The organism is Altererythrobacter sp. CAU 1778 (assembly GCF_054482795.1).
Map to the genome: position 1 here is coordinate 819,745 of NZ_JBTLRP010000001.1, position 24,700 is coordinate 844,444.

General features: G+C 66.3%; 27 protein-coding genes. 22 read left to right on the top strand and 5 right to left on the bottom strand.

What is annotated here, in order from left to right; translation table 11 throughout:
* Positions 1-5: 5 nt before the first annotated feature.
* From ACXYN8_RS03630 to ACXYN8_RS03640, 3 genes are read left to right on the top strand one after another with little or no spacing between them, the layout of a single operon-like run.
* Positions 6-833: a DUF3298/DUF4163 domain-containing protein gene (locus ACXYN8_RS03630; protein WP_458887942.1), complete on the top strand. Its 828-nt coding sequence runs from the start codon at positions 6-8 to the stop codon at positions 831-833.
* 26 nt (positions 834-859) lie between these two features.
* Positions 860-1,687 carry a type I methionyl aminopeptidase gene (map, locus tag ACXYN8_RS03635; protein WP_458887944.1) on the top strand — a complete coding sequence of 276 codons (828 nt, stop codon included), beginning with the start codon at positions 860-862 and terminating at the stop codon, positions 1,685-1,687.
* A gap of 27 nt (positions 1,688-1,714) precedes the next feature.
* Positions 1,715-2,071 carry a VOC family protein gene (locus ACXYN8_RS03640; protein ID WP_458887945.1) on the top strand — a complete coding sequence of 119 codons (357 nt, stop codon included), beginning with the start codon at positions 1,715-1,717 and terminating at the stop codon, positions 2,069-2,071.
* 34 nt (positions 2,072-2,105) lie between these two features.
* Here the strand turns inward: ACXYN8_RS03640 and ACXYN8_RS03645 are convergent, their stop codons facing one another.
* The 3 genes from ACXYN8_RS03645 to ccmA all read right to left on the bottom strand — a co-directional run bounded on the left by ACXYN8_RS03645 (position 2,106) and on the right by ccmA (position 3,951).
* Positions 2,106-2,537: a cupin domain-containing protein gene (locus tag ACXYN8_RS03645; RefSeq protein WP_458887946.1), complete on the bottom strand. Its 432-nt coding sequence runs from the start codon at positions 2,535-2,537 to the stop codon at positions 2,106-2,108.
* A 179-nt stretch (positions 2,538-2,716) separates the two neighbouring features.
* On the bottom strand, positions 2,717-3,370 hold the full coding sequence (locus ACXYN8_RS03650; RefSeq protein ID WP_458887947.1) for a heme exporter protein CcmB: 654 nt from the start codon (positions 3,368-3,370) through the stop codon (positions 2,717-2,719).
* Positions 3,367-3,951 carry a heme ABC exporter ATP-binding protein CcmA gene (ccmA, locus tag ACXYN8_RS03655; protein ID WP_458887948.1) on the bottom strand — a complete coding sequence of 195 codons (585 nt, stop codon included), beginning with the start codon at positions 3,949-3,951 and terminating at the stop codon, positions 3,367-3,369. The genes ACXYN8_RS03650 and ccmA overlap by 4 nt, the downstream gene beginning before the upstream one ends.
* A 39-nt stretch (positions 3,952-3,990) precedes the next feature.
* On the opposite strand from ccmA, the gene ACXYN8_RS03660 reads away from it, so the two are divergent.
* Together ACXYN8_RS03660 and ACXYN8_RS03665 are read left to right on the top strand one after the other, a co-directional pair.
* A complete protein-coding gene (locus tag ACXYN8_RS03660; RefSeq protein WP_458887949.1) occupies positions 3,991-4,302 on the top strand; it encodes a 4a-hydroxytetrahydrobiopterin dehydratase in 312 nt (103 codons plus the stop codon).
* The gene (locus tag ACXYN8_RS03665; protein WP_458887950.1) at positions 4,289-5,419 is read left to right on the top strand and encodes a hypothetical protein; all 1,131 of its coding nucleotides are present in this window, start codon (positions 4,289-4,291) and stop codon (positions 5,417-5,419) included. Before ACXYN8_RS03660 ends, ACXYN8_RS03665 begins: the two co-directional genes overlap by 14 nt.
* Here ACXYN8_RS03665 and ACXYN8_RS03670 read toward each other — a convergent pair.
* Positions 5,416-6,222: an SDR family oxidoreductase gene (locus ACXYN8_RS03670; RefSeq protein WP_458887951.1), complete on the bottom strand. Its 807-nt coding sequence runs from the start codon at positions 6,220-6,222 to the stop codon at positions 5,416-5,418. The genes ACXYN8_RS03665 and ACXYN8_RS03670 overlap by 4 nt on opposite strands.
* A gap of 25 nt (positions 6,223-6,247) precedes the next feature.
* A complete protein-coding gene (locus tag ACXYN8_RS03675; protein ID WP_458887952.1) occupies positions 6,248-6,865 on the bottom strand; it encodes a DNA-3-methyladenine glycosylase family protein in 618 nt (205 codons plus the stop codon).
* Positions 6,866-6,955: 90 nt separating this feature from the next.
* Between ACXYN8_RS03675 and ACXYN8_RS03680 the strand changes: the two genes are divergently transcribed.
* From ACXYN8_RS03680 to ACXYN8_RS03760, 17 genes are all read left to right on the top strand, one after another.
* A complete protein-coding gene (locus ACXYN8_RS03680; RefSeq protein WP_458887953.1) occupies positions 6,956-7,273 on the top strand; it encodes a 2Fe-2S iron-sulfur cluster-binding protein in 318 nt (105 codons plus the stop codon).
* A gap of 63 nt (positions 7,274-7,336) precedes the next feature.
* Entirely contained in the window at positions 7,337-8,335 is a 999-nt protein-coding gene (locus ACXYN8_RS03685; protein ID WP_458887954.1) for a cysteine synthase A, read from the top strand.
* Between the two features lie 31 nt (positions 8,336-8,366).
* Positions 8,367-8,735 carry a hypothetical protein gene (locus tag ACXYN8_RS03690; RefSeq protein ID WP_458887955.1) on the top strand — a complete coding sequence of 123 codons (369 nt, stop codon included), beginning with the start codon at positions 8,367-8,369 and terminating at the stop codon, positions 8,733-8,735.
* Positions 8,713-9,450, top strand: a complete 738-nt coding sequence (locus ACXYN8_RS03695) for an ABC transporter (RefSeq protein ID WP_458887956.1) — start codon at positions 8,713-8,715, stop codon at positions 9,448-9,450. Before ACXYN8_RS03690 ends, ACXYN8_RS03695 begins: the two co-directional genes overlap by 23 nt.
* A 415-nt stretch (positions 9,451-9,865) precedes the next feature.
* A complete protein-coding gene (locus ACXYN8_RS03700) occupies positions 9,866-10,309 on the top strand; it encodes a division/cell wall cluster transcriptional repressor MraZ (RefSeq protein ID WP_458887957.1) in 444 nt (147 codons plus the stop codon).
* On the top strand, positions 10,306-11,253 hold the full coding sequence (rsmH, locus tag ACXYN8_RS03705; protein ID WP_458887958.1) for a 16S rRNA (cytosine(1402)-N(4))-methyltransferase RsmH: 948 nt from the start codon (positions 10,306-10,308) through the stop codon (positions 11,251-11,253). Before ACXYN8_RS03700 ends, rsmH begins: the two co-directional genes overlap by 4 nt.
* Positions 11,250-11,777: a hypothetical protein gene (locus ACXYN8_RS03710; protein WP_458887959.1), complete on the top strand. Its 528-nt coding sequence runs from the start codon at positions 11,250-11,252 to the stop codon at positions 11,775-11,777. Before rsmH ends, ACXYN8_RS03710 begins: the two co-directional genes overlap by 4 nt.
* On the top strand, positions 11,774-13,531 hold the full coding sequence (locus ACXYN8_RS03715) for a peptidoglycan D,D-transpeptidase FtsI family protein (RefSeq protein ID WP_458887960.1): 1,758 nt from the start codon (positions 11,774-11,776) through the stop codon (positions 13,529-13,531). Before ACXYN8_RS03710 ends, ACXYN8_RS03715 begins: the two co-directional genes overlap by 4 nt.
* Positions 13,528-14,997, top strand: coding sequence for a UDP-N-acetylmuramoyl-L-alanyl-D-glutamate--2,6-diaminopimelate ligase (locus tag ACXYN8_RS03720; RefSeq protein WP_458887961.1), 1,470 nt, complete (start codon positions 13,528-13,530; stop codon positions 14,995-14,997). The genes ACXYN8_RS03715 and ACXYN8_RS03720 overlap by 4 nt, the downstream gene beginning before the upstream one ends.
* 4 nt (positions 14,998-15,001) lie before the next feature.
* Positions 15,002-16,459 carry a UDP-N-acetylmuramoyl-tripeptide--D-alanyl-D-alanine ligase gene (locus ACXYN8_RS03725; protein WP_458887962.1) on the top strand — a complete coding sequence of 486 codons (1,458 nt, stop codon included), beginning with the start codon at positions 15,002-15,004 and terminating at the stop codon, positions 16,457-16,459.
* Positions 16,460-17,530 (top strand): phospho-N-acetylmuramoyl-pentapeptide-transferase, encoded by a 1,071-nt coding sequence (mraY, locus tag ACXYN8_RS03730; protein WP_458887963.1) that lies wholly within the window; start codon positions 16,460-16,462, stop codon positions 17,528-17,530. It abuts the gene before it with no gap.
* Between the two features lie 10 nt (positions 17,531-17,540).
* Positions 17,541-18,920 (top strand): UDP-N-acetylmuramoyl-L-alanine--D-glutamate ligase, encoded by a 1,380-nt coding sequence (gene murD, locus ACXYN8_RS03735; RefSeq protein WP_458887964.1) that lies wholly within the window; start codon positions 17,541-17,543, stop codon positions 18,918-18,920.
* Complete coding sequence (locus ACXYN8_RS03740; protein ID WP_458887965.1) at positions 18,917-20,155, top strand: FtsW/RodA/SpoVE family cell cycle protein; 1,239 nt, start codon at positions 18,917-18,919, stop codon at positions 20,153-20,155. The genes murD and ACXYN8_RS03740 overlap by 4 nt, the downstream gene beginning before the upstream one ends.
* Positions 20,152-21,351 carry an undecaprenyldiphospho-muramoylpentapeptide beta-N-acetylglucosaminyltransferase gene (gene murG / locus ACXYN8_RS03745; protein WP_458887966.1) on the top strand — a complete coding sequence of 400 codons (1,200 nt, stop codon included), beginning with the start codon at positions 20,152-20,154 and terminating at the stop codon, positions 21,349-21,351. The genes ACXYN8_RS03740 and murG overlap by 4 nt, the downstream gene beginning before the upstream one ends.
* Entirely contained in the window at positions 21,348-22,763 is a 1,416-nt protein-coding gene (gene murC / locus ACXYN8_RS03750; RefSeq protein ID WP_458887967.1) for a UDP-N-acetylmuramate--L-alanine ligase, read from the top strand. Before murG ends, murC begins: the two co-directional genes overlap by 4 nt.
* The gene (murB, locus tag ACXYN8_RS03755) at positions 22,763-23,734 is read left to right on the top strand and encodes a UDP-N-acetylmuramate dehydrogenase (RefSeq protein ID WP_458887968.1); all 972 of its coding nucleotides are present in this window, start codon (positions 22,763-22,765) and stop codon (positions 23,732-23,734) included. The genes murC and murB overlap by 1 nt, the downstream gene beginning before the upstream one ends.
* Positions 23,731-24,696: a D-alanine--D-alanine ligase gene (locus tag ACXYN8_RS03760; RefSeq protein WP_458887970.1), complete on the top strand. Its 966-nt coding sequence runs from the start codon at positions 23,731-23,733 to the stop codon at positions 24,694-24,696. The genes murB and ACXYN8_RS03760 overlap by 4 nt, the downstream gene beginning before the upstream one ends.
* Positions 24,697-24,700: the final 4 nt, after the last annotated feature.

Below are 24,700 nucleotides of genomic sequence, written 5' to 3' on the forward strand. Positions count from 1 at the left end.
GCCCGATGATCCGCCCGCTCGTTCTCGCCCTTGCCATCGTTGGCTGCTCGCCCGCGACAGACGCGCCGGGGGCGGAGGCACAGGTCAAGGCTGAAGCCAGTGCGGCTGCCACGACGACCGCTTCTGCGAACGCTTCGCGTTCGTCTGCTGCCAAGGCGACCGAGATCATCGACAACCAGACCCGCGATGGCGGGAAGCGGATCTTCGAATACAGCTGGCCCGCCGAAGTCTCGGCGATCCCCGTGCTTGCCGAACGCCTGACCGAAGAGCGGACCGCGCAGCTGGCCGATCAGAAGAAAATGTTCAGCGAAATGGGTGAGGGGTGCCCGCCCGACGCGGTCTCCTGCCGCAGCAACGCATTCGAGAAGGAATGGAAGGTGGTCGCCGACACGCCGCGCCTGCTTTCGCTGTCGGCGCAGATATACACCTTCACCGGCGGCGCGCATGGCAACACCGGCTTCGACGCCATGGTCTGGGACCGTGAGGGCGGCAGAGGGTATCGCGCGCTCGATCTGTTCGAAAGCGACGACGCCTTCTCGACGATGATGGGCGAACCTTTCTGCGACGCCCTGAATGCCGAGCGCGAGAAGCGGCGCGGCGCGCCAGTGCCGAGTGACGGCGAATGGCCCAACGACTGCCCTTCCATCGCAGAGACGACCGTCATCGTAGGTTCTGCCAACGGCAAGACCTTCGACCGGCTCGGCTTCCTGATCGATCCCTACACCGCCGGCCCCTATGCCGAGGGAACATACGACATCACTTTGCCGGTGACGCCCGCCGTGGTCGGCATCGTCAAGCCCACCTTCCGCGCGTCCTTCTCCGCTCGCAATTGAGGGCGATCGTCGCTAGATAGTCCGGCATGACCGAATACCAGACAATTACCGGCGAAGAGACCGTCATCCGCGACGGCACCATCAAGCTCCACGGCCCCGAAGGGTTCGAGGGGATGCGCAAGGCGGGCAAGCTTGCTGCCAGCATCCTCGACGCAATGGTCGACATGGTGCAGCCCGGCATCTCGACCGAGGCGCTCGATGCGCGCGTGCGTGAAATGACGCTGGATGGCGGCGCGGTGCCCGCGACGCTGGGCTACCGCGGTTACACGCACAGTTGCTGCATCTCGATCAACCACGTCGTGTGCCACGGCATCCCGAGCGAGAAGACGCTGAAGGATGGCGACATCGTCAATATCGACGTTACCCCGTTGCTCGACGGCTGGCACGGCGACACCAGCCGTATGTACCTCGTCGGCGATGTGCCGCTGAAGGCGAAGAAGCTGGTCGACGTGACGCACGAGTGCCTGATGATCGGTATCGAAAAGGCGCAGCCGGGCGCGCGGCTCGGCGATATCGGCGCCGCGATCGAGGAACACGCCCGCCAGCACCGCTACGGCGTGGTGCGCGAGTTCTGCGGCCATGGCTTGGGTCGCCTGTTTCACGATGCGCCCGAAGTGGTTCACGCCGCACGCGCAGGAACCGGCCCGGTGCTGAAGCCGGGAATGTTCTTCACCATCGAACCGATGATCAACCTAGGCCGCCCTCACGTGAAACTGCTCAAGGACGGCTGGACCGCCGTAACCCGCGACAAGTCGTATTCGGCGCAGTTCGAACACTCGATCGGCATCACCGAAACCGGGAACGAGATCTTCACGTTGAGCGAAAAGGGCCTGCACAAGCCGCCCTACGCCTGACACGCTTAACAAGGGGGAATCCATGCGATGCCGGTGACCGGGATAGGGGGCGTCTTCTTCCGCGCGAAGGACCCCGATGCGCTGAAGGCATGGTATCGTCAGCATCTCGGCACCGTGCCCGAAGGCTGGACCCCATGGGAGCAGCAGGCCGGGCCGACGGTGTTCATGCCTTTCGACGAAAGCACGGACTACTTCCCGCCCGACCGCCAGCACATGATCAATTTCCGCGTGACCGGCCTCGACGCAATGCTCGAAGGCTTGCGCGCTGCAGGGGTCGGAGTGATCACGAAGGAGGAGTGGAACTCCCCGGAAACGGGCCAGTTCGCCCGCGTCCATGATCCGGAAGGCAATCCGATAGAATTGTGGGAGCCGCCGGAAGGTTAGTGGGACAGGCGGTCCGGAAGGGTAACCGGCGCTTCTATTCCTCGGACGGCATCTTGGTGCCGAGCAACACGAGCCGGTCGCCGGTGATGCCGAACCAGTGAGGAACGCCGGCGGGGATGAGCATGACATCGCCCGGACCCAGCGCACGCTCGCTGCCGCCTTCGATCCGCTCGCCTTCGATCATACCGCTCGCCAAGGTTACCGGATCGACCATTGTGCCACCGGCAATCAATGTGCCGTTGCCTTCCAGCACGATCGCATATTCCGCCTCGGTCGGATGGGTTGCCGGGCGACCGGGCTTCTTCCAGACCTCGATCGCAGCAACCCGCGCGCCGTCTTGCACCAGGGGGCGCCACATGAAGCCCTGCTCGGGTTCCATTTCAGCGAGCATCGCAGCGACCTGCGCGCGGACATCTGCGCCCGTCGCAAGGGCGAACGCGCCTGGCTGGGTGGTCGGGGCAGTCACTGGCGCCGACCGGTCCTCGCCCGCTACGCAACCGAAAGACAGGGGGGCCAGTCCCAGCGCGCAGAGTATCCGGAGGTTCAAGTGCGGCATCCGTTTTTCCCTTCGGTTCGAACCTGCAACATCGCGCCCGGCGCGCAGGCGGTCAAGCGGCCACACGCGGCTTGGCAGTGGGAGGGATTTCATCCCTCCCTCGCTGCCCTGATCGCCGAAGAGGCGGCGAAGGGCGCTCCGGCCACGAGCAGCAGGCTGATCGCGGCGCACAGGGCGAGGCCGCCGCTGCCGGGCGCGGCGAGGGCGCCTGCACCGAAGATCAGCACCGGGACACTCAGCGGGATCAGCAGGAGGCCAGCGAGCGCCGCTCCGCTCCGCAGGCTCGCCGTGAGCGCGGCGATTACCAGGCCGATAGCGGCAAGGCCCGGCGTTCCGGCGAGCAGGCCGAGCAGCAGGGGGCGGACCGTCTCCCCATCAAGCTTCAGCAGCGCGGCGGCGGGCAGCACGGCGAGCAGCAGCAGCGGCGCGAAGCTGAGCCAGTGGGCGAGCAGGCGCACGGCCATGGTCACTTCCTCCGCCACGCCGCGCAGGGCGAGCTGGTCGAACACGCCGTGCTCCAGATCGGGGGCGATCAGCCGGTCGAGCGGCAGGATGCTCGCGAGCAGCGCCGCGACCCAGATCACGCCGCCGCCGGTGAGCGCCAGCAGCGGCGCGTTGGGTCCGATGGCGAAGGGAAACAACATCGCCACCGCTAGAAAGAACAGCAGCGGCAGCACCGCGCCTCCGCCCTGTCCGCCGAGCAGCAGGTTGCGAAGGTCGCGCCGGAGGAGGGTGAAGATCACGCAGCGAAATCCGCAAGGTCGAGCGTTTGCAGCTCCGCCAGCGGAAGCGGCTGGTGCGATGCCAGCACCGCGATCCCGCCCGCATCGCAGTGTGCAGCAACCGCCTCGCTCAGCATGGCCGCGCCGCTGGTGTCGAGGCCGTTGAGAGGCTCGTCCAGCAGCCAGATTGCCCCGCCTTGTGCCTGCAGCCGCGCCAGCGCAGCGCGCTTGCGCTGTCCGGTCGAGAGATAGCGCACCGGAACGTCGGCGAGGTCGGCCAGACCATCGGGCAATGGCGTGTCCGAGCCGTCCAGCGCGCGCCAGAAATCCAGCGCCTTTCCCAGAGGCAGGTTCTCGTCGAGGGCGGGGCGCTCGTCGATCAGGCCCACGCTTCCCCGCCGCTCCACGGTGCCAGCGGCCGGGCGCAGCAGCCCGCCTAGGATACGCAGCAGGCTCGACTTGCCGGTGCCGTTTGCGCCGCGCACCTGCAATGCAGCGCCGCTCTCCAGCGAAAGCGAAAGCCCGCGGAACAGCACGCGGTCGCCCCGACGGCAGGCGAGGCCTTGCGCGGTGAGGGCGGCGGAGAGGCTCGCGGCTTGCATGGGCGCTGGCGTTAGGCGAAAGCGTTTTTGCGAACAAGAATGCTGAATGGGAGCCGCATCGTGGCCATTGCCGAACTGACCGACGCCGAACGCGCAAGCGCGCTGAGCGAACTTGCCAAGTGGGTCGAAGCGCGGGAGGGCAAGGCCATCGAACGGCATTTCTCCTTTGCAGATTTCAGCGAGGCCTTCGGCTTCATGTCCCGCGTCGCGCTGCTCGCCGAAAAACAGGACCACCATCCCGAATGGTTCAATGTCTACAACCGCGTCGAGGTGACGCTGACCACGCATGATGCAGGCGGGGTAAGCCAGCGCGACGTGGTGATGGCGCGCTGCATCGATGCGCTGCTTTAGCCTGCTGCTGGCGGCGTTCGCGCTGCTCACCGCGCCTGCCGCCGCGCAAGAGGCCGAGGCCAAGCCAGCGTGGGTCGGCGTGTGGCAGGGGACCATCGGCAAGCTGCCCGTCATCGCCTGCCTCGACAAGCGCTACAACAGCGGCGGCATCGGCTCCTACTATTACCGCAAGCATCTGAAGCCCATCGGGCTGTGGTTGTATGATGATTCGCCCGACTGGGTCGAGCATCCACCCGGCGAGAACAAGACTGCCCGCTGGACTTTCAATTCGGTGGGGGCGGACACCATCACCGGCACCTGGAGCGACGGCAAGCGCCGCCTGCCCATCCGCCTGACGGCATTGGCGTGGCAGGATGCCGAGACGGCCTATATTCCGTGCGAGGCGTTCGCCTTTATTTCGCCGCGACTGGCTGGCGGAGAGGTAGTGCAGGAGGCGGCAGAGACGGACGGAATCGCTTATGTGTTGCACCGTTACCGAAATCCGCCCCAACTCGACGTCTCGGCTAATGGCTTTTCGCTGATCGTGGATCAGCCCGGCGACGCCGCGATCAATGCCGCCGTGGCGAACTACATCCCGACCGGCACGCTGGCCGACGACTGGGTCGAATGCCTATCCGGGGCGATGTCACACTTGGGCGGCGACGGTTATTTCGACCGTGACGTGCGTCCTGAGCTGATCTCCGACGCCTTTATTGCGATCTCCATCGCAGGCTCGACTTATTGCGGCGGAGCGCACCCGAACCATGTCGGCTTCCATCGTTTGTTCGACCGGCAATCGGGCGAGGAAATCGAGTTGGACGGATGGTTTGCCGATGCGGCCTTCCAAACAGACGAATACGACACGCGACCCATGACGGAGGGGTTCCGCGACCACGTGCTTGCCTTCGCGGATGCCGAAGGATCCGAGGCCGATTACGATGCCGAATGCCTCGCCCTTGCGCGGACGCAAGGCTACTGGAACCTGCAACTGACCCGCGACGGCGTGACCTTCACGCCCGACCTGCCGCACGTGGCGACCGCTTGCGAGAACCCCATTTCCCTGCCGTGGAGCGCGCTGGACGACTGGCTCAGTGACGCAGGCCGCGCGGGCAAGGCGCGGCTGCTCGCCAGCGACTAGCCTCCCAGCGGACGCTGCATCGCCTTCGCGCGTTTCCTGAGGCGACCCGGCATCCAGCGTGCGCCGAAGGCGAGCTGGTTGGCGGTCTTGCCGATGTTCCAGTGCAGCTTGTCGCCATGCACCGCGTCCCACACGGCCTGCGCGATATCCTCCACCGGGATCAGCGCGATGCCCGCTTCGGAAAGGCGCTGCCGGATCGACTGATTGCTCGCCTGGTTGGGCGTGTGGTCGATCAGCGGCGTCTCGATGAAGCCGGGGCAGATCGAAGCGACCTTGATCCCGAATTCGGACCATTCCGCATCGAGGCTCTCGGTCAGGCCACGCACGCCGAACTTGGTCGCCGAATAGACCGATGCCCCGCCGGTGCCGTAAATACCCGCCGCACTCGCGGTGTTGATGAGCGCGCTGCCCGGTGCGGTTTCCTTGAGATAAGGGAGCACCGCCTGCGCGCCGAACAGCACGCCTTTCAGGTTGATGTCGAGGCAGCGCTCGATTTCCTCCGGCGTGTTTTCGGACAGCGATCCGCCCAGCGGAATGCCCGCATTGTTGACCAGCACGTCGATGCGCCCGCCGGTGGCGAGGTGAAAGCCCTTCAGCGCTTGGTCCCAGGCGGCGCGGTCGCGCACGTCGAACTTGTGCGAATAATGGAAGCCGCCCTTCAGCAGCGCTTCCGTTCCTGCGAGCCCCTCCGCGTCGACATCGCCCATGCCGACGAACCAGCCTTCCTGGTTGAAGCGCTGGGCAACGGCACGCCCGATGCCCGAAGCGGCGCCGGTAATGAAGATCGACTTACGTTGGCTCATGGTTCTCTCCGGTAAGTTCGCGGCGTCACGGCGCCGGATTGTTATAGCAATGCCAGGTGAAAATCGCCGCTGCACCGCGATGGGGCGACCAGCCTTCGGCCCGTTCGCGAGCCTGCTTTTCGCTGGGGCGTTCATCCATGTCGAGGATGCGGGCCATGCCGGCCTGCACGGCGAGGTCGCCTGCGGGCCAGATGTCCGGGCGGCCCTCTGCAAAGAGGAGGTATATCTCTGCCGACCAGCGGCCGATGCCCTTGATCTTCGTCAGTTGCGCGATGGCCTCCTCATCGTCCGCGGGCAAATCGTCGAACACGACTTCGCCAGTATCCACCAGCTCGCACAGCGACCGCGCATATCCCTGCTTCTGGCGGGAAAGCCCGCAAGCGCGAAGCGTGTCGAAGTCGCGGCCGAGCAGGTCGGCTGGGGCGAAGTCCGCGCCCAGTTCCGCCTCCAGCTTGTTCCACATCGACGCGGCCGCCGCGACGCTGACCTGTTGGCCGACGATGGTGCGCAGCATGGCCATGTAGCCGGTCGGGCGAATCCGCGGCTCCGGGTATCCCGCCGCTTCCAGCGCGCGCGCCACCCCCGGCTCCAGCGCGGCAACCGCGTCGATCCCTTGCTGCAATTGCTGTGTCGACAGGCCCACACCGGCGCTCCGCTTGCCAAAAATCCCTCAACCGCCTAGCGCCCCGCGCAGCATTTCGCAGCACAAACTTGTCAAGGGAACTCCATCGCCATGCCCAAGCTGATCGTCACCACGCGCGAAGGTGAAACCTCCGAGATCGACGTTGCGGACGGCCTGACCGTGATGGAAGCGATCCGAGACAACGGCTTCGACGAACTGCTGGCGCTGTGCGGAGGTTGCTGTTCCTGCGCCACCTGCCATGTCCATGTGGACCCGGATTTCGCCGACAAGCTGCCGGCCATGAGCGAGGACGAGGACGACCTGCTGGAAAGCAGCGATCATCGCAACGAAACCTCGCGCCTCAGCTGCCAGATCCCCTTCGGCAGCGACCTTGACGGCCTGAAGGTCACCATCGCTCCTGAAGACTGATCTAACCCCCCTGTTAGCGCGATTGCATTGCCGCTTCGGGCGGCGCGGCCTATCTCGCTCGCCATGACGATTTCTACATTGACTGCCGACACGCTCGACCTGATCGGCAATACCCCGCTGGTGCGTCTCGCCGGACCGAGTGAGGCGGCGGGTTGCGACATCTACGGCAAGTGCGAATTCGCCAATCCCGGTGCCTCGGTGAAGGACCGCGCGGCGCTCGGCATCGTGCGCGATGCGGAGGCGCGGGGCGACCTGAAGCCGGGCGGGACGATCGTGGAGGGCACGGCTGGCAACACGGGCATCGGCATTGCGCTGGTTGCGAATGCCCTGGGCTATCGCACGATCATCGTTATGCCCGACAACCAGAGCCGCGAGAAGATGGACACGCTGCGCGCGCTCGGCGCGGAGCTGGTCACCGTACCGCCGACAAAATTCGCGGACAGCAATCACTTCGTTCACACCAGCCGCCGCCTGGCGGAGGAAACGGATGGCGCGATCTGGGCCAACCAATTTGACAACACCGCCAATCGCAAGGCGCATATCGAGGGCACGGCCGCGGAAATCTGGTCGCAGTTGGACGGCAAGGTCAATGGCTTCACCTGCGCGGTCGGCACCGGTGGCACGCTCGCAGGCGTTGGCATGGGGCTCAAGGAATTCGACGAGAAGATCACCATCGCTCTCACCGATCCGCATGGCGCGGCGCTCTACAGCTATTATGCGGATGGCGAACTGAAGTCGGAGGGCAGCTCGGTCGCGGAAGGAATCGGGCAGGGGCGTATCACGGCCAATCTGGAAGGCGCGCCGATCGACACGCAATTCCGCATTTCGGATGAAGAGGGCCTCGAATGGGTGGCTCGCCTTCTGCGCGAAGAGGGGCTGTGCCTCGGCCTGTCGAGCGGCATCAATGTCGCGGGCGCGGTCGCGCTGGGCAAGCAGCTCGGCCCCGGCAGCCGCGTTGCGACAATCCTGTGCGATACCGGCTTCCGCTATCTTTCCAGCCTCTACAACGCCGCCTGGCTGCGCGAAAAGGGGCTGCCGGTGTTCGACTGGTTGCAGGATTGACGCTGCCGGCAAAAGCCACCACCTAGGCCGCATGGCGCTGAAGCCTTTCTTCGACAAATCCCCGACCGCTGCGGCGGAGGATCCGATTGCGCCACTTGCAGGGACGCGCTCGGAAGCGATCCAGCGCTTGCAGATCGGCTTGACGGGTCTCGGCGCGGTCCTGCTGCTGATTGCGCTGGCCGATGCCATCAACTCGCGCGCGCAGCTGACCAAGGACCAGGCCGTGCCCGAAGCGGTGGAAGCCGTAACGAACGAAGGCAGCGGCAATGCGCAAAGCGATCCGCTGGCCGATGCTGGCGTCGTGCCCGAACTTCCCTCCGATCCCGAAGGCGATGCGGGCGCGGCGGTAGATGCCGATCCGATGATGCTGGGCACGGATGAGCCGCCTGAAGCGCCTTAGCCTGCTCGTCGCGGGCGCGCTGCTCGTCAGTTTCGCTGCCGCGTTGGCCTTCACCCGCGCAGGTCCGCAAGGGCCGCGCGATGAAGTGGCGCTGTTCGGTACGATCCCGATCTATTGGGGCGAGGCGGCCGATATGCAGGCAACCTTGCGCGGCGAAACGGAACTCCACTGGGCGCGCGAAGTGCTGGAGCGATCCTACGATCTGACGCCGGTCGACACGCTCGATGCAGAGGGGCTTGCGGGCAAGCGGTACCTGCTGCTGGCGCAACCGCGCGCGCTGTCCGGTTCCGAAAACGTCGCTCTCGATGTTTGGGTGCGTGAAGGCGGGCGCGTGCTTTTGTTCGCCGATCCGCTCTACACCGGTCACTCCGAGTTCGGCATCGGAGACCGGCGTCGGCCGCAGGACGTTGCGCTGCTATCTCCGATCCTCGCGCGGTGGGGGCTGGCCCTGCATTTCGACGACACGGCGAACGATGCCCTGCACCAGCGCGATACGCCATACGGCAGCCTTCCGATCGAATATGCCGGCACCTTGCGGTCCGCGCCTTCCGAGCACGCGGATGCAGAGTGCGCTTTCAAGGCAGAGGCGCTGATTGCCGACTGCTCGGTCGGGCAGGGCCGCGCACTGATCGTCGCCGATGCAACGCTGCTGGCGGAACCCGACGGCGAGGAAGCGCTGATGGCAATGGCCGGACAGGCCTTCTCCGCCGACTGACTCGGAGCGCGGGACTCGCACGGGAAAACGCGGGAGCTGCGGTTGAGAGCATGGGACGCTCCAGCAAAATCAGTTACTTAGCCAGCCGGGCGTTCGCGGCTGTCGCCTATGGTTAACAGCTAAGCGGCGGAAATTAACGTCATAATATCAATACCTTGCGTAGTTATCCCGCAAATTCCCGCAAAAACCCCTTCCATCCCCGCCTCGCCAGCGATAAACCGTTAACACATCGATAAGCACAAGTTTCGATGCAGCCGGGTTGCCCGGTTGCTCGGCATGCGGGGCGCGCATGCCGGTGGTGAAGCCGTGCGTGTCGGACGGGGCCTAAAACGTGCGGGGACCACAAGTGGCGGGAGCGGGAGCTCATATTTACAGTGGACACGGCTTTTCGCTTCGCGGCGAAAAGAGCCGTTTCGTGCTGCCGCCCGCCTTCCGCAAGATGGTTACTGAAAGCTCCGGCGACCGCGTCCTGTGCCTGGCCAAGCATGAACGCTGGAACTGCCTGACCGGCTTCGGCCTCTCGCGCCGTGAAGAATTCGCCGACCAGATCGACCGCGAGGAAGAGCGCGCCCTGCGCCGCGAAGAAGATTTCGACCGCGATCTTCGCGCCATGCAGCTCTACGGTTTTGCCGAACTGCCCTTCGATGCCAGCGGGCGTTTCGTCATGCCCGACTATCTCGCCGACCTTGGCCGCCTGGACCACGGCGTGTTCTTCAACGGCGCGGGATCGTTCTTCACCATCTGGAACCCGGAAGAACTCTATCGCCAGAGCGCTGGCTGGGAAGCGGCGCAGGCCACCTGCCGCAAGCTGGAAGCCGAAACGCTCGCCAAGGCCGAAGGAAAGGGGACGCGCAAGTGACCGGCGAAGCCCCCCACATCCCCGTCCTGCTCGACCCCGTGATCGCCGAGCTCGCCCCGCAGCCCGGTGACGTCTTGATCGATGCGACCTTCGGTGCTGGTGGCTACACGCGCGCGCTGCTCGATGCCGGCGCGACCGTCCACGCCTTCGATCGTGACCCCGACGCGATCGCCGCCGGACGCGCATGGCCCGAAGCGAGCGAGGAACCGCCCCGCCTCGTCCTGCACGCCCGTCGCTTCTCCGAAATGCTCGCCGCCATGGCGGAAGCAGGCGTGGCGCAGGTCGATGGCATCGCGATGGACATCGGCGTCTCCTCCATGCAGCTCGACCAGGCGGAGCGCGGCTTCGCGTTCTCCTCCGATGGACCGCTCGACATGCGGATGAGCCAGGAAGGGCCGAGCGCCGCCGATTTCGTCAACGAAGCCGACGAAGCTGCCATTGCCGACGTGCTCTATCACTTCGGGGAGGAAAGGCAGTCGCGCCGCGTTGCGCGGGCCATCGTGGCCGCACGCCCGATCGAAACCACGGGCGCACTGGCACGCGTCATCCGCAAGGCGCTGGGACACAAGCCGCACGACAAGAAAGACCCCGCCACCCGCAGCTTCCAGGCCATTCGCATCCATGTGAACGCCGAACTGGAGGAGCTCGAAACCGCGCTCGACGCTGCGGAGCAGCTGCTGGGCGAGGGCGGGCGACTGGCAGTCGTGAGCTTCCACAGTTTGGAAGATCGCATCGTGAAGCGTTACCTGCGCGAAGCCTCTGGCGCGGGCCGGGCGGTTTCTCGTCACCTGCCGGGCGAGCCCGACGCAGCCGCGCCCGTGTTCACCAAGCTCAGCAAGGCCATTCGCGCCGACGAGATCGAGATCGCGCGCAATTTCCGCGCCCGTTCCGCCGTGCTGCGCGCTGCCACCCGCACCGCCGCCCCGGCACGGAGGGCCGCATGAGCTTCACCCTGCGCCAGCGTTCGATCGGATGGGCCGCCGTGCTGCTTGTCTGCCTCGCGCTGTTCATCGGCCTGACCATCAAGGTCAATTCGGTCCGCAGCGAAGTGCGGCTGGCGGAACGGCGCATCATCCAGCTCGAACGCCAGAAGATGGTGCTGGAAACCGAATTCCAGACCCGCGCCAACCAGCAGCAGCTTTCCGACTGGAACGCGGTGGATTTCGGTTACGTCGCTCCGCTCGCCCGCCAGTTCGTCGAGGACGAGCGCAAGCTCGCGAGCCTCGGTGCACCCCGCGGCATCGACGCGCCGGAACCGATCCAGATGGCGCTGGGTGATGGTGAAGATACCGGCGGCGACGATGGCGAAACGCTGCTCTCCATGGTGTCGCCGCTGACCGGGCAAGCCTTCGGCCCCGACGAGACCGAAACGCGCGTTGCGCCCCGCGATGCCGTGACGGCCGCGACGCTCGGCGAGCGTCTCGCCCGTCGTTCCGGCACCGCGCAGTTGCGGAGCATGGCCGAATGAACGCGATCGGGGTGACGACCGCGATTGCGACGGGGCGCGGAGAGCTCTTCACCATCCGGCGGCGCTACCTCGCGACCGCGCGCCTGCGCGTCTTTACGCTGATCGCGCTGTTCTGTCTGATCGCGCTCGGGGCGACCGCCCGCATTGCATGGATCGGCATTGCCCAGCCCGGCACGCAGCAGGTTTCCCTGTCCGAGTCGCTCCTTCCCCCGCGCGGCGAAATTGCGGATCGCAACGGCGTGCCGCTGGCGCGCGCCTTCCCGTCCTACGCGCTGTGGTTCAATCCCGAAGCGCTGGGCGAAACTGGCACGCCCCTGATCAAGAGCCCGGAAAAAGTCGCCGCCGAACTTGCCGCGATCTTCCCCGACATCAACCGGGCCAAGCTTGTCGCGCATCTGAAGTCCGGCAAGCCCGGCTATCTGCGCCGACAGGTGCTGCCGGAACAGGCCAACAAGGTCATCGCCATCGGCGAACTCGGCCTCGAACTGCCGCGCGAGAACGATCGCTTCTATCCGCAGGGATCGATGGCGGCGCACATCTTGGGCTATGTCGCCGCGGACGGACATGGCCGCGTGGGCATGGAACAGGTGCTCGACAAGCGGCTGAACGACCCCGCGACCCGCGGCACGCCGGTGCAACTGTCCATCGATATGCGGGTGCAGGGCGCGCTGGAAGACGAGCTGGGCCGGGCCATGCTGGAAACCGATGCGCTGGGCGCAGCGGGCGTCATCCTCGATGTGGATACAGGCGAAGTCATGGCGCTTGCTTCCCTGCCGGAATTCGATCCCAACCAGGTGGTCAGCGACGACGTGGTCCTGTCGCAGGCGCGGATGGATACGGGCGAAATGCCGCGCAGCTTCAACCGCGTCACCAACCAGGTTTACGAACTCGGCTCCACCTTCAAACCGCTGACCGTAGCCGCAGCCATCGATGCCGGCATGATCACCGACGTGGGCCGCCGCTGGCAGGCCAGCCGGCCCTTGATGGTCGGCGGCAATCGCATCAGCGACAGCCACACGATCGGCGCATCGCTCAACGTGCCCGAAACGCTGATCCACTCGTCCAACATCGTCTCCGCCCAGATCGCGGGCGAAGTCGGCGGACCCCGGCTCAAGAGCTACTTCGCGCAGATGGGCATGGACGAACGCGCGCAGATCGAACTGCCCGCCCGTGGCCGGCCCCTCGGCATGAACGAGGAATGGAACCACTCCAAGGCGCTATACGCTGGCTTCGGCCACGGCATCGCGGTGACGCCGCTGCATCTGGCGAGCGCATATGCCGCGATGGTGAACGGCGGCATCTGGCGCCCCGCCACTCTCTACCGCGTGGAACCGGGCCATGCCGCCAAGGGTCGCCGCGTGTTCAAGGCAAGCACCAGCGCGCGCATGAACCAGCTGATGCGCATGATCGCTCTCTACGGCACGGGCCGCAATGCAGATGCACCGGGCTTCCGTGTCGGCGGCAAGACCGGCAGCGCCGAGAAGCCCGGTCGCGGGGGCTATCGCCGCACCACGCTGGTTTCCACCTTCGCTGCCGCCTTCCCGATGGACCGCCCGCGCTTCGTCGTCATCGCCATGCTCGATGAGCCGAAGGGCACCGCCGCCAGCTCCTACCAGCGCACGGCCGCGTGGAACGCTGCACCGGTGGTCGGGCGCGTCGTGCCGCGCATCGGCCCACTTCTGGGCGTGATGCCGGACGACACGCGAGACGTCGACATCACGGACTTGCGTCCGCTGGTCGGGGACGAGGGATGAAGCTCGGCACGATCCTCGTAGGGCTTGCCGACGCCGGCGCCGCTGCCGGTGAGAATGTTACCGGCTTCGCTATCGATCACCGCAAGGTCGCACCCGGCACGGTGTTCGGCGCTTTTCAGGGCGCGCAGGTCAATGGCGAGGACTTCATTCCCGCCGCAATCCAGTCCGGCGCGGTGGCCGTGGTGGCACGGCCCGAAGCCACGGTCGAAGGCGCACTGCACCTTGCGGACGAAATGCCGCGCCGCCTGTTCGCGCGGGCCGCCGCGCGCTTCTTCACGCCGACCCCCAAGACGGTGGTCGCGGTGACCGGCACCAACGGCAAGACCTCCACGGTAGAGATGACCCGCCAGATCTGGCGGATGCTGGGAGAACGCGCAGCGAGCATCGGGACGCTCGGCGTCACTACGCCCGACGGCAGCGTGCCTACGGGCCTGACCACACCCGACATCGTGACGTTCCTGTCGAACATGAGCGGTCTTGCGCGCGAAGGCGTGAGCCACGTTGCTTACGAAGCCTCCAGCCATGGCCTGTCGCAGTACCGCAACGAAGGCCTGCCGGTGGCGGCGGGCGGCTTCACCAATCTGAGCCGCGATCACCTCGACTACCATTCCGACATGGACGATTACTTCGCGGCCAAGATGCGGCTGTTCGACGAGGTCGTCGACGATGGTGGCGCGGCCGTGGTCTGGAGCGGGGATGAATGGACCGCAAAGGCTTGCGCCCATGCAGAGGCGCGCGGCCTGCGGCTGTTTCTGGTCGGGCCGGGTCTGGAAGACGGGGCGGACCGCATTCGCCTGCTCGACCGTCAGCCGACGCGGCTGGGGCAGGAGCTGACGGTTGCCCATGACGGCGCTGAGAAGCGCGTGCTGCTGCCGCTGATCGGCGAATATCAGGCCGCCAATGCGCTTGTCGCTGCGGGGCTGGCGATCGTCACTGGAAGCGATGCGTCGAGGGTGTTCGATGCGCTGGGCCGGTTGCAGCCTGTGCGCGGACGTCTGGAACGCGCGGCCATTTCCGCGAGCGGCGCTCCGGTGTACGTAGACTATGCACACACGCCAGACGCTTTGACGGCGGCAATGGACGCGCTCCGACCCCACGTCAGCGGGCGGCTCATCACCGTGTTCGGCGCCGGCGGGGACCGTGATGCGGGCAAGCGCGGACCGATGGGTGCGGCAGCGGTGGCGGGCAGCGAAGTGGTGATCGTCACCGACGATAACCCGCGCGGCGAGGAACCGGCAAGCATTCGTTCCGCCATCCTCGCCAAGGCGAAAGGTGCGATGGAAATCGGCGACCGGCGCGAAGCCATCGGCGCCGCCATTGCCGAGGCGACCAGCGACGACATCGTGCTGATTGCGGGCAAGGGCCATGAAACCGGGCAGATCGTGGGAGCGGGCGAGAGCCGCCGGATCCTGCCTTTCGACGATGTGGAAGTGGCGCGCGAATGCGCCGCGCGTGGAGGAAACTGACTGTATGGCATCGCATCCCGCCTTGCTTTCCTGGCCGGTCGCACCGGCTGACGAGGCTCCGCTCGCGCTGTGGACCAGCCATGCCATCGCAGCAGCGACGGGCGGCACCGCCAGCGACGACTTCGAAGTTTCCGGCGTCGATATCGACTCGCGCGATGTCGTAGCGGGTGACCTGTTCGTCGCGCTGAAGGGCGATGCGATGGACGGCCACGCCTTCCTCGACAAGGCGTTCGCCAACGGCGCGGTCGCCGCGCTGGTCGATCGCCCGATCGACCGCCCGCACGTGCTGGTGGATGATACTTCAAGTGCGCTTGAGCTGCTTGCCAGGGCGGCGCGGGAGCGCGCCGGAGCGCGCGTGATCGGCGTCACCGGCTCGGTCGGCAAGACCGGCGTCAAGGAAGCGATCTTCGCCGCGCTCGATCGCGCCAGCCGGGGCCGCGCGCACCGCTCCGTTCGCAGTTACAACAACCATGTCGGCGTGCCGCTCAGCCTGACTCGGATGCATGCGCGCAGCGCCTACGGCGTGTTCGAAATGGGCATGAACCATGCTGGCGAAATCGCCGCGCTGACCACGCAGGTTCGCCCGCACGTCGCCGTCGTCACCACCATCGCCCCCGCGCATATCGAAAATCTCGGCAGCGAAGAGGCGATTGCCGATGCCAAGGCCGAAATCTTCGGTGGGCTGGAAGCGGGTGGAACCGCCGTGATCCCCGCCGACAATCCGCATTTCGCGCGGCTGAAGGCAGCGGCCGAAGCGCTCGGCGCGAGTGTCCTTTCCTTCGGCAGCAGCGCCCATGCCCAGTGCCGCCTCCTGGATGCTCTGCCCAATGCACACGGCGGCTCGCTCGTCACGGCCGACATCGACGGGACGCGGCTGTGCTATACCGTTGCCGAACCGGGCGAGCATTGGATCGCCAATTCGCTCGGCGTGATGGCGGCGGTAAAGGCTGCGGGCGGCGACCTGGGCGCAGCGGGTCTCGCGCTGGCAGAGATGGGCGGGCTGAAAGGCCGCGGCGCACGCCACCGCGTGCCGGCGCCGGGCGGGAATGCGCTGTTCATCGACGAAAGCTACAATGCGAACCCGGCTTCCATGCGCGCGACGCTGGCGCAGCTGGGCCAGACGCCCGCGCATCGCCGCGTGGCGGTGCTGGGCAGCATGAAGGAACTGGGCGATTTCGCCGACCGCTTCCACCGACAGCTGGCGGAACCGCTGGGCGATGCGAAGGTCGATTACGCTGTTCTCGTGGGCGAGGAGATGCGCGCACTTGCAGGCGAGTTGGGGAAACCGAACGCGCAGGCGCTTGGCAACGCGCTTCCCTTTGCCCATTGCGATACGGTGGCACAGGCGATCGCCGCGCTGGAGGACTTCGGCCTTGCAGGCGGTGACGCGGTGCTCGTCAAGGGATCGAATTCGATCGGCCTGTCAGGGCTGGTCGCACATTTCACGGGCCGGGAAGGCTGAATGCTCTATTTTCTCGCACAATGGCTGGAATTCGAAGGGATTTTCAACCTGGTGCGCTACCAGACGTTCCGCGCCGGGGCGACGCTGATGACCGCGCTCGTGATCGGACTGATCATCGGGCCGAAGTTCATCAACCTGTTGCGCGTGCGCCAGGGCAAGGGGCAGCCTATCCGCGAGGACGGGCCGCAGACGCATCTTGCCAAGCGCGGTACGCCGACGATGGGCGGGCTGATGATCCTCACTTCGCTGCTGCTGGCCATGCTGATCTGGATGGATCTGAGCAATCCGTTCGTCTGGGCCTGCATCGCGGTGACCGTGGGCTTTGGCCTGATCGGCTTCATGGACGATTACGACAAGGTCACGAAAAGCAGCCATCGCGGCGTCTCCGGCAAGGTGCGCCTTTTGCTGGAATTCGCCGTCGCTGGCATCGCCGCGTGGCTGATCGTGGGTGAGATCAACACCTGGCTCTATGTTCCCTTCGTGTCGGACCGGGCGATCCCGCTCGGACCGTTCTACTACGTCTTCGCCGCATTCGTGATGGTCGGGGCGGGCAACGCGGTGAACCTGACGGACGGGCTGGACGGGCTGGCGACCATGCCGGTGGTCATTGCCGCAGGCACCTTCGCCATCATTTGCTACCTCGTCGGGCGCGTCGACTATTCCGCGTATCTTGGCATTCCGCACGTGCCGGGCGCGGGCGAGCTGGCCATCTTCTGCGCGGCTATCATGGGGGCAGGCCTTGCCTTTCTGTGGTTCAACGCGCCGCCTGCCGCGGTCTTCATGGGCGACACCGGTTCACTGGCGCTTGGCGGAGCGCTTGGGGCCATTGCCGTCGCCGCGCATCACGAGGTCGTGCTGGCGATCGTCGGTGGGCTGTTCGTGCTGGAGGCTGCCAGCGTTATCATCCAGGTCTGGTTCTTCAAGCGGACCGGCAAGCGGGTCTTCCGCATGGCGCCGATCCACCACCATTTCGAACAGCTCGGCTGGGCGGAGAGCACGGTCGTGATCCGGTTCTGGATCATCTCCATCGTGCTCGCGCTGATCGGGCTTTCCACGCTCAAGCTGCGGTGAGGGGGCGGGCGTGATCACCTCCTCCGCCTTCGCCGGCAAACGCTACATCGTCCTCGGCCTTGCCCGGTCGGGGCTGGCCGCGGCCGAAGCGCTGCTGGCATCGGGCGCAGAGGTGACCGCGTGGGATCGGCAGGACGTCGCCCGCGACAAGCTGGCAGGCCGCGCAACGCTGGAGGATCCGCTGACCATCGACCTGTCGGCGTTCGACGCCATCGTCGTCAGCCCCGGCGTGCCGCTCAACAGCCATCCGATTGCTCAGCGGGCGCGAAACGCCGGCGTGCCGGTCATCGGCGACATAGAACTCTTCGCGCAGGCGCGCGCCGATCTGCCGCCGCACAAGGTCGTCGGCATCACCGGGACCAATGGCAAGAGCACGACCACAGCGCTCGTCCATCACCTGCTGGAACAGGCCGGATTCGCCGCGCGCATGGGCGGCAATATCGGACTGCCCGTGCTCGGCGAGCCGCCGCTACCCGAAGGCGGCGTTTATGTGCTGGAATTGTCGAGCTACCAGATCGACCTGACGCGCTCCTTGTCGTGCGAGGCGGCAGCGCTGACGAACATCACGCCGGACCATCTCGACCGCTACGACAACTTCGCAGCCTACGCCGCGTCCAAGGCACGGCTGTTGGAGATGCAGGCGGCGGACCAGTTTGCCGTGTTCGGCTGCGACGACGCTCCGACCATTGCCATCTGCGATGCGGAACGTGCGCGCCGTCCCAATGGTCGTGCGGTTTGCGGTGACCGGGCCGCGCTTGCCGCGATGCAGGGCGAGTGGGTCTCGCTTCAGGGCCCGCACAACCTCGAGAACGCCGCCATTGCGGTTGCGCTGGTAGAGGAACTGGGCGTGACGCCGCAGCAATGGCGCGCCGGCCTCGCCAGCTTTCGTGGATTGCCGCACCGGATGGAATGGCTCGGTGACTTCGGCGGCGTGCAGGTCTTCAACGACAGCAAGGCGACCAACCTCGCGTCCGCCGCGCCCGCCATTGCCGCTTTCCCGCCCGATCCGGCACGCCGCATCCACTGGATACTCGGCGGTCTCGCCAAGGAAGAGGGGCTGGGCGATTGCGCGCGGCATCTCGGCCACATTGCGCGGGCCTATACGATAGGGGAAGCGGGGCCGATGTTCGCGCAGTTGCTCGAAGGCGAAGTTCCGGTCGAACGGTGCGAGATGCTGAACGAGGCTACCCGACGCGCGTTACAGGCCGCCAAGCCGGGCGATGTCGTTCTGCTATCGCCTGCCTGCGCCAGCTTCGACCAGTTTCGCGATTTCGAGGCGCGGGGCGAGGATTTCCGCCGCATCGTGCAGGCTCTTGCCGGCGCGCCCGCGCAGCCGCCCGGCGCACCGGGCTCGCATTTCGGGTCCGCTGAAGGGATGGAGGCGGCATGAACCGCCCGACCACCGCGCCCGGTCCTTACCTGCCCGGCTCCACCCGCCCGCGACTGCCCGCGACCCGCCCGCCCATGCACGACTGGCGGGCAAGCACGCGCATCTGGTGGCGGGAAGTCGACCGCGTATTGCTCGGCTTGATCGTCACGCTGATGGCGATGGGCACGATTGCCGTCGCCGCCGCGTCGCCCGCCAGCGCGCAACGCCTTTCTACCGCCGCCGTCGAACTCGACAGCATGTTCTTCTTCTGGGCGCATATTCGCTGGCAGCTGGTCGGGCTGGTGGTGATGGTCGGCACGTCGATGGTCGCTCAGGAAAACGCACGACGCGGCGCGATCGTTCTGTGTGCCGTGATGATGGGCGCGCTGGTTCTCGTGCCGCTGATCGGGGCGGAGGTGAACGGTGCGCGGCGCTGGATCAACCTGGGGATGCGGTTCCAGCCCTCCGAGTTTCTGAAGCCCGCCTTCGCCGTGACGCTGGCGTGGGTGCTGTCCTGGCGGTTGCGCGATCCGACGATGCCGGTCGTCGCCATCAGCGCCGTCCTTTTCGCGATCATCGCGGCCTTGCTGATGGTGCAGCCAAACCTGGGCGATACGATCCTGTTCGCGGCCTGCTGGTTCGCACTCGTCCTGTTGACGGGGATGCCGTGGAAACACATCGGCGCGATGATCGGCGGCGGGCTGGGCGGCCTCGGGCTTGCCTACGCCTTCTACGACAACGCACGGCATCGCATCGACAGCTTCATCGGCGGCGGCACGGCCTATGACCAGGTCGATCTGGCCAGTCGCACGCTGGAAGCAGGCGGTTGGCTCGGCAGCGGGCTGTGGCTGGGCGTACGCAAGATGTCGCTTCCCGAGGCGCACACCGACTATATTTTCTCGGTCATCGGTGAAGAGTTCGGCCTGCTCACCTGCGCGGTGATCGTCGCCGTTTATCTCGCCATCGTCCTGCGGGTTCTGTCCCGGCTGGTGGAAGAAGAAGACCTGTTTCGCATCCTGGCCGCGACGGGGCTGGTCACGCTTTTCGGCGGGCAGGCTTTCATCAACATCCTCGTCAATTTGCAGCTGTTCCCGTCCAAGGGCATGACCCTGCCGCTGGTGAGCTACGGGGGGTCGTCGACCATCGCCGTATGTTTCGGCATCGGGCTGTTGCTGGCCTTGACGCGGCGCAACCCCTACCTGCAACGCGACCGTGTGGATTTTCGCAACATGATCACCGGCGGCAAACCGCAATGACGCAACCGGAACGCAGCGGCGCCAACCGGCACTATGTCCTCGCCGCGGGCGGCACGGGCGGGCACCTTATTCCCGCCTTCGCGCTGGCGCACGAGCTGGAACGGCGCGGTCACCACGTCGCGCTGATCACGGACGAGCGCGGTGCAAAAATACCCGGCAAGCCGGACTTTCTCCCCGCGCATATCCTTCCCGCCGGACGGATCGGCAAGAACCCGCTGCGCTGGCCCGCCGGGCTGCGCGCGATCTGGCAGGGGCGGCAGATGGCCCTGCGCCTGTTCGAAAGCTTCCAGCCGAGCGCCGTGATCGGCTTCGGCGGCTATCCCGCATTCCCGGCACTGTCCGCCGCGCAATCGGCGGGCATCCCGACGATCGTGCACGAACAGAACGCCGTGCTGGGGCGGGTCAACCGGATGCTGGCGAAGCGCGTCGATGCCATTGCCACCGCCTATCCGCAAATCGACCGCCTGAAGGCGGCTCACAACGCCAAGGCGCATCTCGTCGGCAATCCCGTGCGCGCCGAGCTGCTGCCGCTGCGCGATGCGGAGTTCCCCGCCTTCACCGAAGATGGCCTGTTCCGCATCCTGATCACCGGCGGCAGTCAGGGAGCGAGCGTTCTTTCGGACGTGGTGCCGGACGGCCTCGCCATGCTTCCTCCTGCATTGCGGAGCCGGTTGCAGGTCACCCAGCAATGCCGGCCCGAGGATATCGAGGCCGTGCGGGCGCGCTATGCCAGCCACGATATTCCGGCCGAACTCGGCACCTATTTCGAGGATATGGCCCAGCGGCTGGCCGACTCACACCTGTTCATTGGCCGGGCGGGCGCATCAACGATTGCCGAACTGACCGCCGTTGGGCGCCCCGCGATCCTCGTGCCGCTGCCTATCGCGACGGACGATCATCAGGCCGCCAACACGCGCGAGATGGTGAAGGCGGGCGGCGCGCGGATGATCCGGCAGGCGGGCTTCGACGGCAAGACGCTGGCGAAGCAGATCCAGGCGATGGCCCAGCATCCCGACACGCTGGGCCGCGCGGCTCACGCGGCCTGGAACTGTGGACGCCCCAAGGCGACCAGCGATCTCGCCGACCTCGTCGAGAGCTTTGGCGGGGCCGAGATGATGGACGTAATCCGCGTCGGCGGCGCGGCGGCGGCGACCCCGGTCGGTGGCGAAGCGCTGGCGCAGGAGAACGCACGATGAAGGGTGTGCCGACAGATATCGGGACGATCCACTTCGTCGGCATCGGCGGGATCGGCATGTCCGGCATCGCGGAGGTCATGCAGAACCTCGGCTATACCGTGCAGGGCAGCGACCTGTCCGAAGGCGTCAGCGTCCAGCGCCTGCGCGATCGCGGCATTACCGTGATGGTCGGCCATGCGCCGGAAAACGTGGAAGGCGCCTCCGTCGTCGTCACCTCCACTGCCGTCAAGCGCACCAATCCCGAAGTCGCCTACGCGCTTGAAAACCGCATCCCCGTGGTCCGCCGCGCCGAAATGCTGGCCGAGCTGATGCGCCTGAAGAGCACCGTCGCGGTGGCGGGCACGCATGGCAAGACGACGACCACCAGCATGATCGCCGCACTCCTCGACTGCGGCAACATCGACCCCACCGTGATCAACGGGGGGATCATCGAACAGTACGGCTCCAACGCGCGATTGGGCGACAGTGACTGGATGGTCGTCGAAGCGGACGAGAGCGACGGCAGCTTCCTTCGTCTCGACGGGACCATCGCCGTGGTCACCAATATCGATCCCGAGCACCTCGACCATTACGGCGATTTCGACGGCGTGCGGCGCGCCTTCGTGGAGTTCATTCACAACGTGCCGTTCTACGGCGCGGCGATCCTGTGCATCGACCACCCGGAGGTGCAGGCAGTGATCGGACAGGTCCGCGACCGCCGCGTGGTCACTTACGGCTTCTCGCTCCAGGCCGATATCTGCGGCGTGAACATTCGGCCGAGCGCGGGCGGCAATACTTTCGACGTCATCATCCGCCAGCGCGGCGAAGAAGATCGCCGGATCGAAGGCGTGATGCTGCCCATGCCGGGCAGGCACAATGTCCAGAACGCGCTTGCCGCGATTGCCGTCTCCATCGAGATGGGTTGTCCGGACGATGTCATCCGCTCCGGCTTCGCGAACTTCGGAGGCGTGCGTCGCCGCTTTACCCGCGTGGGCGAAGCGGGCGGTGCCACGGTGATCGACGATTACGCGCATCACCCGGTAGAAATTCGCGCCGTTCTCTCCGCTGCGCGCGAAAGTGCCGAAGCGCGCGGGGGCCGGGTGATCGCGGTCGCCCAGCCGCACCGTTATACCCGGCTGCGGGACCTGATGGACGAATTCCAGACCGCCTTCAACGAAGCGGACGTGGTCTATGTGACGCCGGTGTACGAAGCGGGTGAAGACCCGATCGACGGGGTCGATTCCGATGCGCTGGTCGCCGGGCTGAAGTCGCGCGGTCACCGCAGCGCTGCCACGGTCGCGGATCGCGACGCGCTGGCCGAAGTGCTCGCAGGAGAGCTTGAGGATGGCGATCTGATCGTCTGTCTCGGCGCGGGCGACATCACCCGCTGGGCGGCCGAACTTCCCGCCGCCCTGAAGGAAAGGCTGCCGTGATGAGCGATGCGCAGCCGGACGATTGGGCGATGTGGGACAATGGCGAGGCTCCCGGCGCAGGCGCGCAAGGCGTCTTGCAGGCGGACCTCGGGCGTTATCGCGTGCGCGGCAAGCTGACGCCCCAAGCGCCGCTCGGCAAGCTGGTGTGGTTCAAGGCGGGCGGCAAAGCCGACTGGCTGTTCGAGCCTGCCGATCTGGAAGATCTCGCCGCCTTCATCGCCGATCTTTCCGCTGGCGTGCCGGTGATGGCACTGGGCCTCGGCTCGAACATGATCGTGCGCGATGGCGGGGTGCCGGGCGTCGTGGTGCGGCTGGGCAAGGCCTTTGCTCAGGTTGAGGTCGAGGACGGCCATGTCCTGAAATGCGGCGGCGGGGCGAGCGGCATTCTCGTCTCCTCGACCGCGCGCGATGCGGGGATAGCGGGGCTGGAGTTCCTGCGCGGCATCCCCGGCACGGTCGGCGGCTTCGTCCGCATGAACGGCGGCGCCTACGGTCGCGAGGTTGCCGACATCCTGATCGATTGCGATGTGATCCTCCCCGCTGGCCAACACGTGACGCTGCCCGCTGCCGACCTCGCCTACAGCTACCGCCATTCGGCCTTGCCAGAGGGCGCCATCGTGGTCGCCGCCCGCTTCCAGGGCGAACCCGGCGATCCGGAGGTCATCGGCGCCGAAATGGACCGCATCGCAGCCGCGCGCGAGGAATCGCAGCCGCTGCGGACCAAGACCGGCGGCTCGACCTTCAAGAACCCTGACGGTCACAAGGCATGGCAGCTGGTCGACGCAGCAGGCTGTCGCGGCCTCAGCATGGGCGGCGCTCAGGTGAGCGAGAAGCACACCAATTTCCTCATCAACACCGGCGATGCGACCAGCGCCGACATCGAAGGGCTGGGCGAAGAAGTGAAACGCCGCGTCTACGAAAATTCCGGCATCGAGCTGCACTGGGAAATCCAGCGGGTGGGGCGGCCATGAGCCTGTCGGAGAAACTCCACGTCGCCGTGCTGATGGGCGGTTGGGCCAACGAACGGCCCGTCTCTCTGATGAGCGGGGAGGGCGTTGCCAAGGCGCTGGAGGAACGGGGCCACCGCGTGACCCGGATCGACATGGACCGCACCGTCGCGGCGAAGATCGCCGAGGCCGCGCCCGACGTCGTCTTCAACGCGCTCCACGGCGTGCCGGGGGAAGACGGCACGGTGCAGGGTATGCTCGACCTGATGGGCGTGCCCTATACCCATTCCGGCCTCGCGACCTCCGTCATCGCGATCGACAAGGAACTGACCAAGCAGGCGCTCGTCCCGCACGGCATCCCGATGCCCGGCGGGCGGGTCGTCACTTCGGCGGAGCTGTTCGAAGGCGATCCCATCGCGCGCCCCTATGTCCTGAAACCCGTCAACGAGGGCAGCAGCGTTGGCGTCGCCATCGTGACGGACGAGGGAAATTACGGCAATCCCATCGCGCGCGATGCGGTCGGGCCATGGCAACAGTTCAAGACCCTGCTGGCCGAACCTTACATTCGCGGGCGCGAGCTGACGACGGCCGTGATCGACGAGGAAAACGGCCCCCGCGCGCTCACCGTCACCGAGCTTGTGCCAAAGTCCGGCTTCTACGATTTCGATGCGAAATACACCGACGGCATGACCGACCATGTGTGCCCGGCAGAGGTACCCGACGAGATTGCGCGACTGTGCTGCGACTACGCGCTTCAGGCGCACAAGGTTCTCGGCTGCCGCGGCACCAGCCGCACGGACTTCCGCTGGGACGACGAGCTTGGGAGCGAGGGGCTGTTTGTGCTCGAAACCAACACCCAGCCGGGCATGACGCCTTTGAGCCTCGTGCCTGAGCAGGCGAAATACTGCGGCATGGAATATGGTGCGCTGGTGGAGGCGATCATTGCTGCCGCCCTGCGTGACCACGCAAGAAGCAAAGCGCAGTAGGGGG

Coding starts and splice junctions, on each gene's coding strand:
- ACXYN8_RS03630 (WP_458887942.1), top strand. CDS start 6: ATGATCCGCCCGCTCGTTCTCGCCCTTGCCATCGTTGGCTGCTCGCCC.
- map (WP_458887944.1), top strand. CDS start 860: ATGACCGAATACCAGACAATTACCGGCGAAGAGACCGTCATCCGCGAC.
- ACXYN8_RS03640 (WP_458887945.1), top strand. CDS start 1,715: ATGCCGGTGACCGGGATAGGGGGCGTCTTCTTCCGCGCGAAGGACCCC.
- ccmA (WP_458887948.1), bottom strand. CDS start 3,951: ATGCAAGCCGCGAGCCTCTCCGCCGCCCTCACCGCGCAAGGCCTCGCC.
- ACXYN8_RS03660 (WP_458887949.1), top strand. CDS start 3,991: ATGCTGAATGGGAGCCGCATCGTGGCCATTGCCGAACTGACCGACGCC.
- ACXYN8_RS03665 (WP_458887950.1), top strand. CDS start 4,289: ATGCGCTGCTTTAGCCTGCTGCTGGCGGCGTTCGCGCTGCTCACCGCG.
- ACXYN8_RS03670 (WP_458887951.1), bottom strand. CDS start 6,222: ATGAGCCAACGTAAGTCGATCTTCATTACCGGCGCCGCTTCGGGCATC.
- ACXYN8_RS03680 (WP_458887953.1), top strand. CDS start 6,956: ATGCCCAAGCTGATCGTCACCACGCGCGAAGGTGAAACCTCCGAGATC.
- ACXYN8_RS03685 (WP_458887954.1), top strand. CDS start 7,337: ATGACGATTTCTACATTGACTGCCGACACGCTCGACCTGATCGGCAAT.
- ACXYN8_RS03690 (WP_458887955.1), top strand. CDS start 8,367: ATGGCGCTGAAGCCTTTCTTCGACAAATCCCCGACCGCTGCGGCGGAG.
- ACXYN8_RS03695 (WP_458887956.1), top strand. CDS start 8,713: ATGAGCCGCCTGAAGCGCCTTAGCCTGCTCGTCGCGGGCGCGCTGCTC.
- ACXYN8_RS03710 (WP_458887959.1), top strand. CDS start 11,250: ATGAGCTTCACCCTGCGCCAGCGTTCGATCGGATGGGCCGCCGTGCTG.
- ACXYN8_RS03715 (WP_458887960.1), top strand. CDS start 11,774: ATGAACGCGATCGGGGTGACGACCGCGATTGCGACGGGGCGCGGAGAG.
- ACXYN8_RS03720 (WP_458887961.1), top strand. CDS start 13,528: ATGAAGCTCGGCACGATCCTCGTAGGGCTTGCCGACGCCGGCGCCGCT.
- ACXYN8_RS03725 (WP_458887962.1), top strand. CDS start 15,002: ATGGCATCGCATCCCGCCTTGCTTTCCTGGCCGGTCGCACCGGCTGAC.
- mraY (WP_458887963.1), top strand. CDS start 16,460: ATGCTCTATTTTCTCGCACAATGGCTGGAATTCGAAGGGATTTTCAAC.
- ACXYN8_RS03740 (WP_458887965.1), top strand. CDS start 18,917: ATGAACCGCCCGACCACCGCGCCCGGTCCTTACCTGCCCGGCTCCACC.
- murG (WP_458887966.1), top strand. CDS start 20,152: ATGACGCAACCGGAACGCAGCGGCGCCAACCGGCACTATGTCCTCGCC.
- murC (WP_458887967.1), top strand. CDS start 21,348: ATGAAGGGTGTGCCGACAGATATCGGGACGATCCACTTCGTCGGCATC.
- murB (WP_458887968.1), top strand. CDS start 22,763: ATGAGCGATGCGCAGCCGGACGATTGGGCGATGTGGGACAATGGCGAG.
- ACXYN8_RS03760 (WP_458887970.1), top strand. CDS start 23,731: ATGAGCCTGTCGGAGAAACTCCACGTCGCCGTGCTGATGGGCGGTTGG.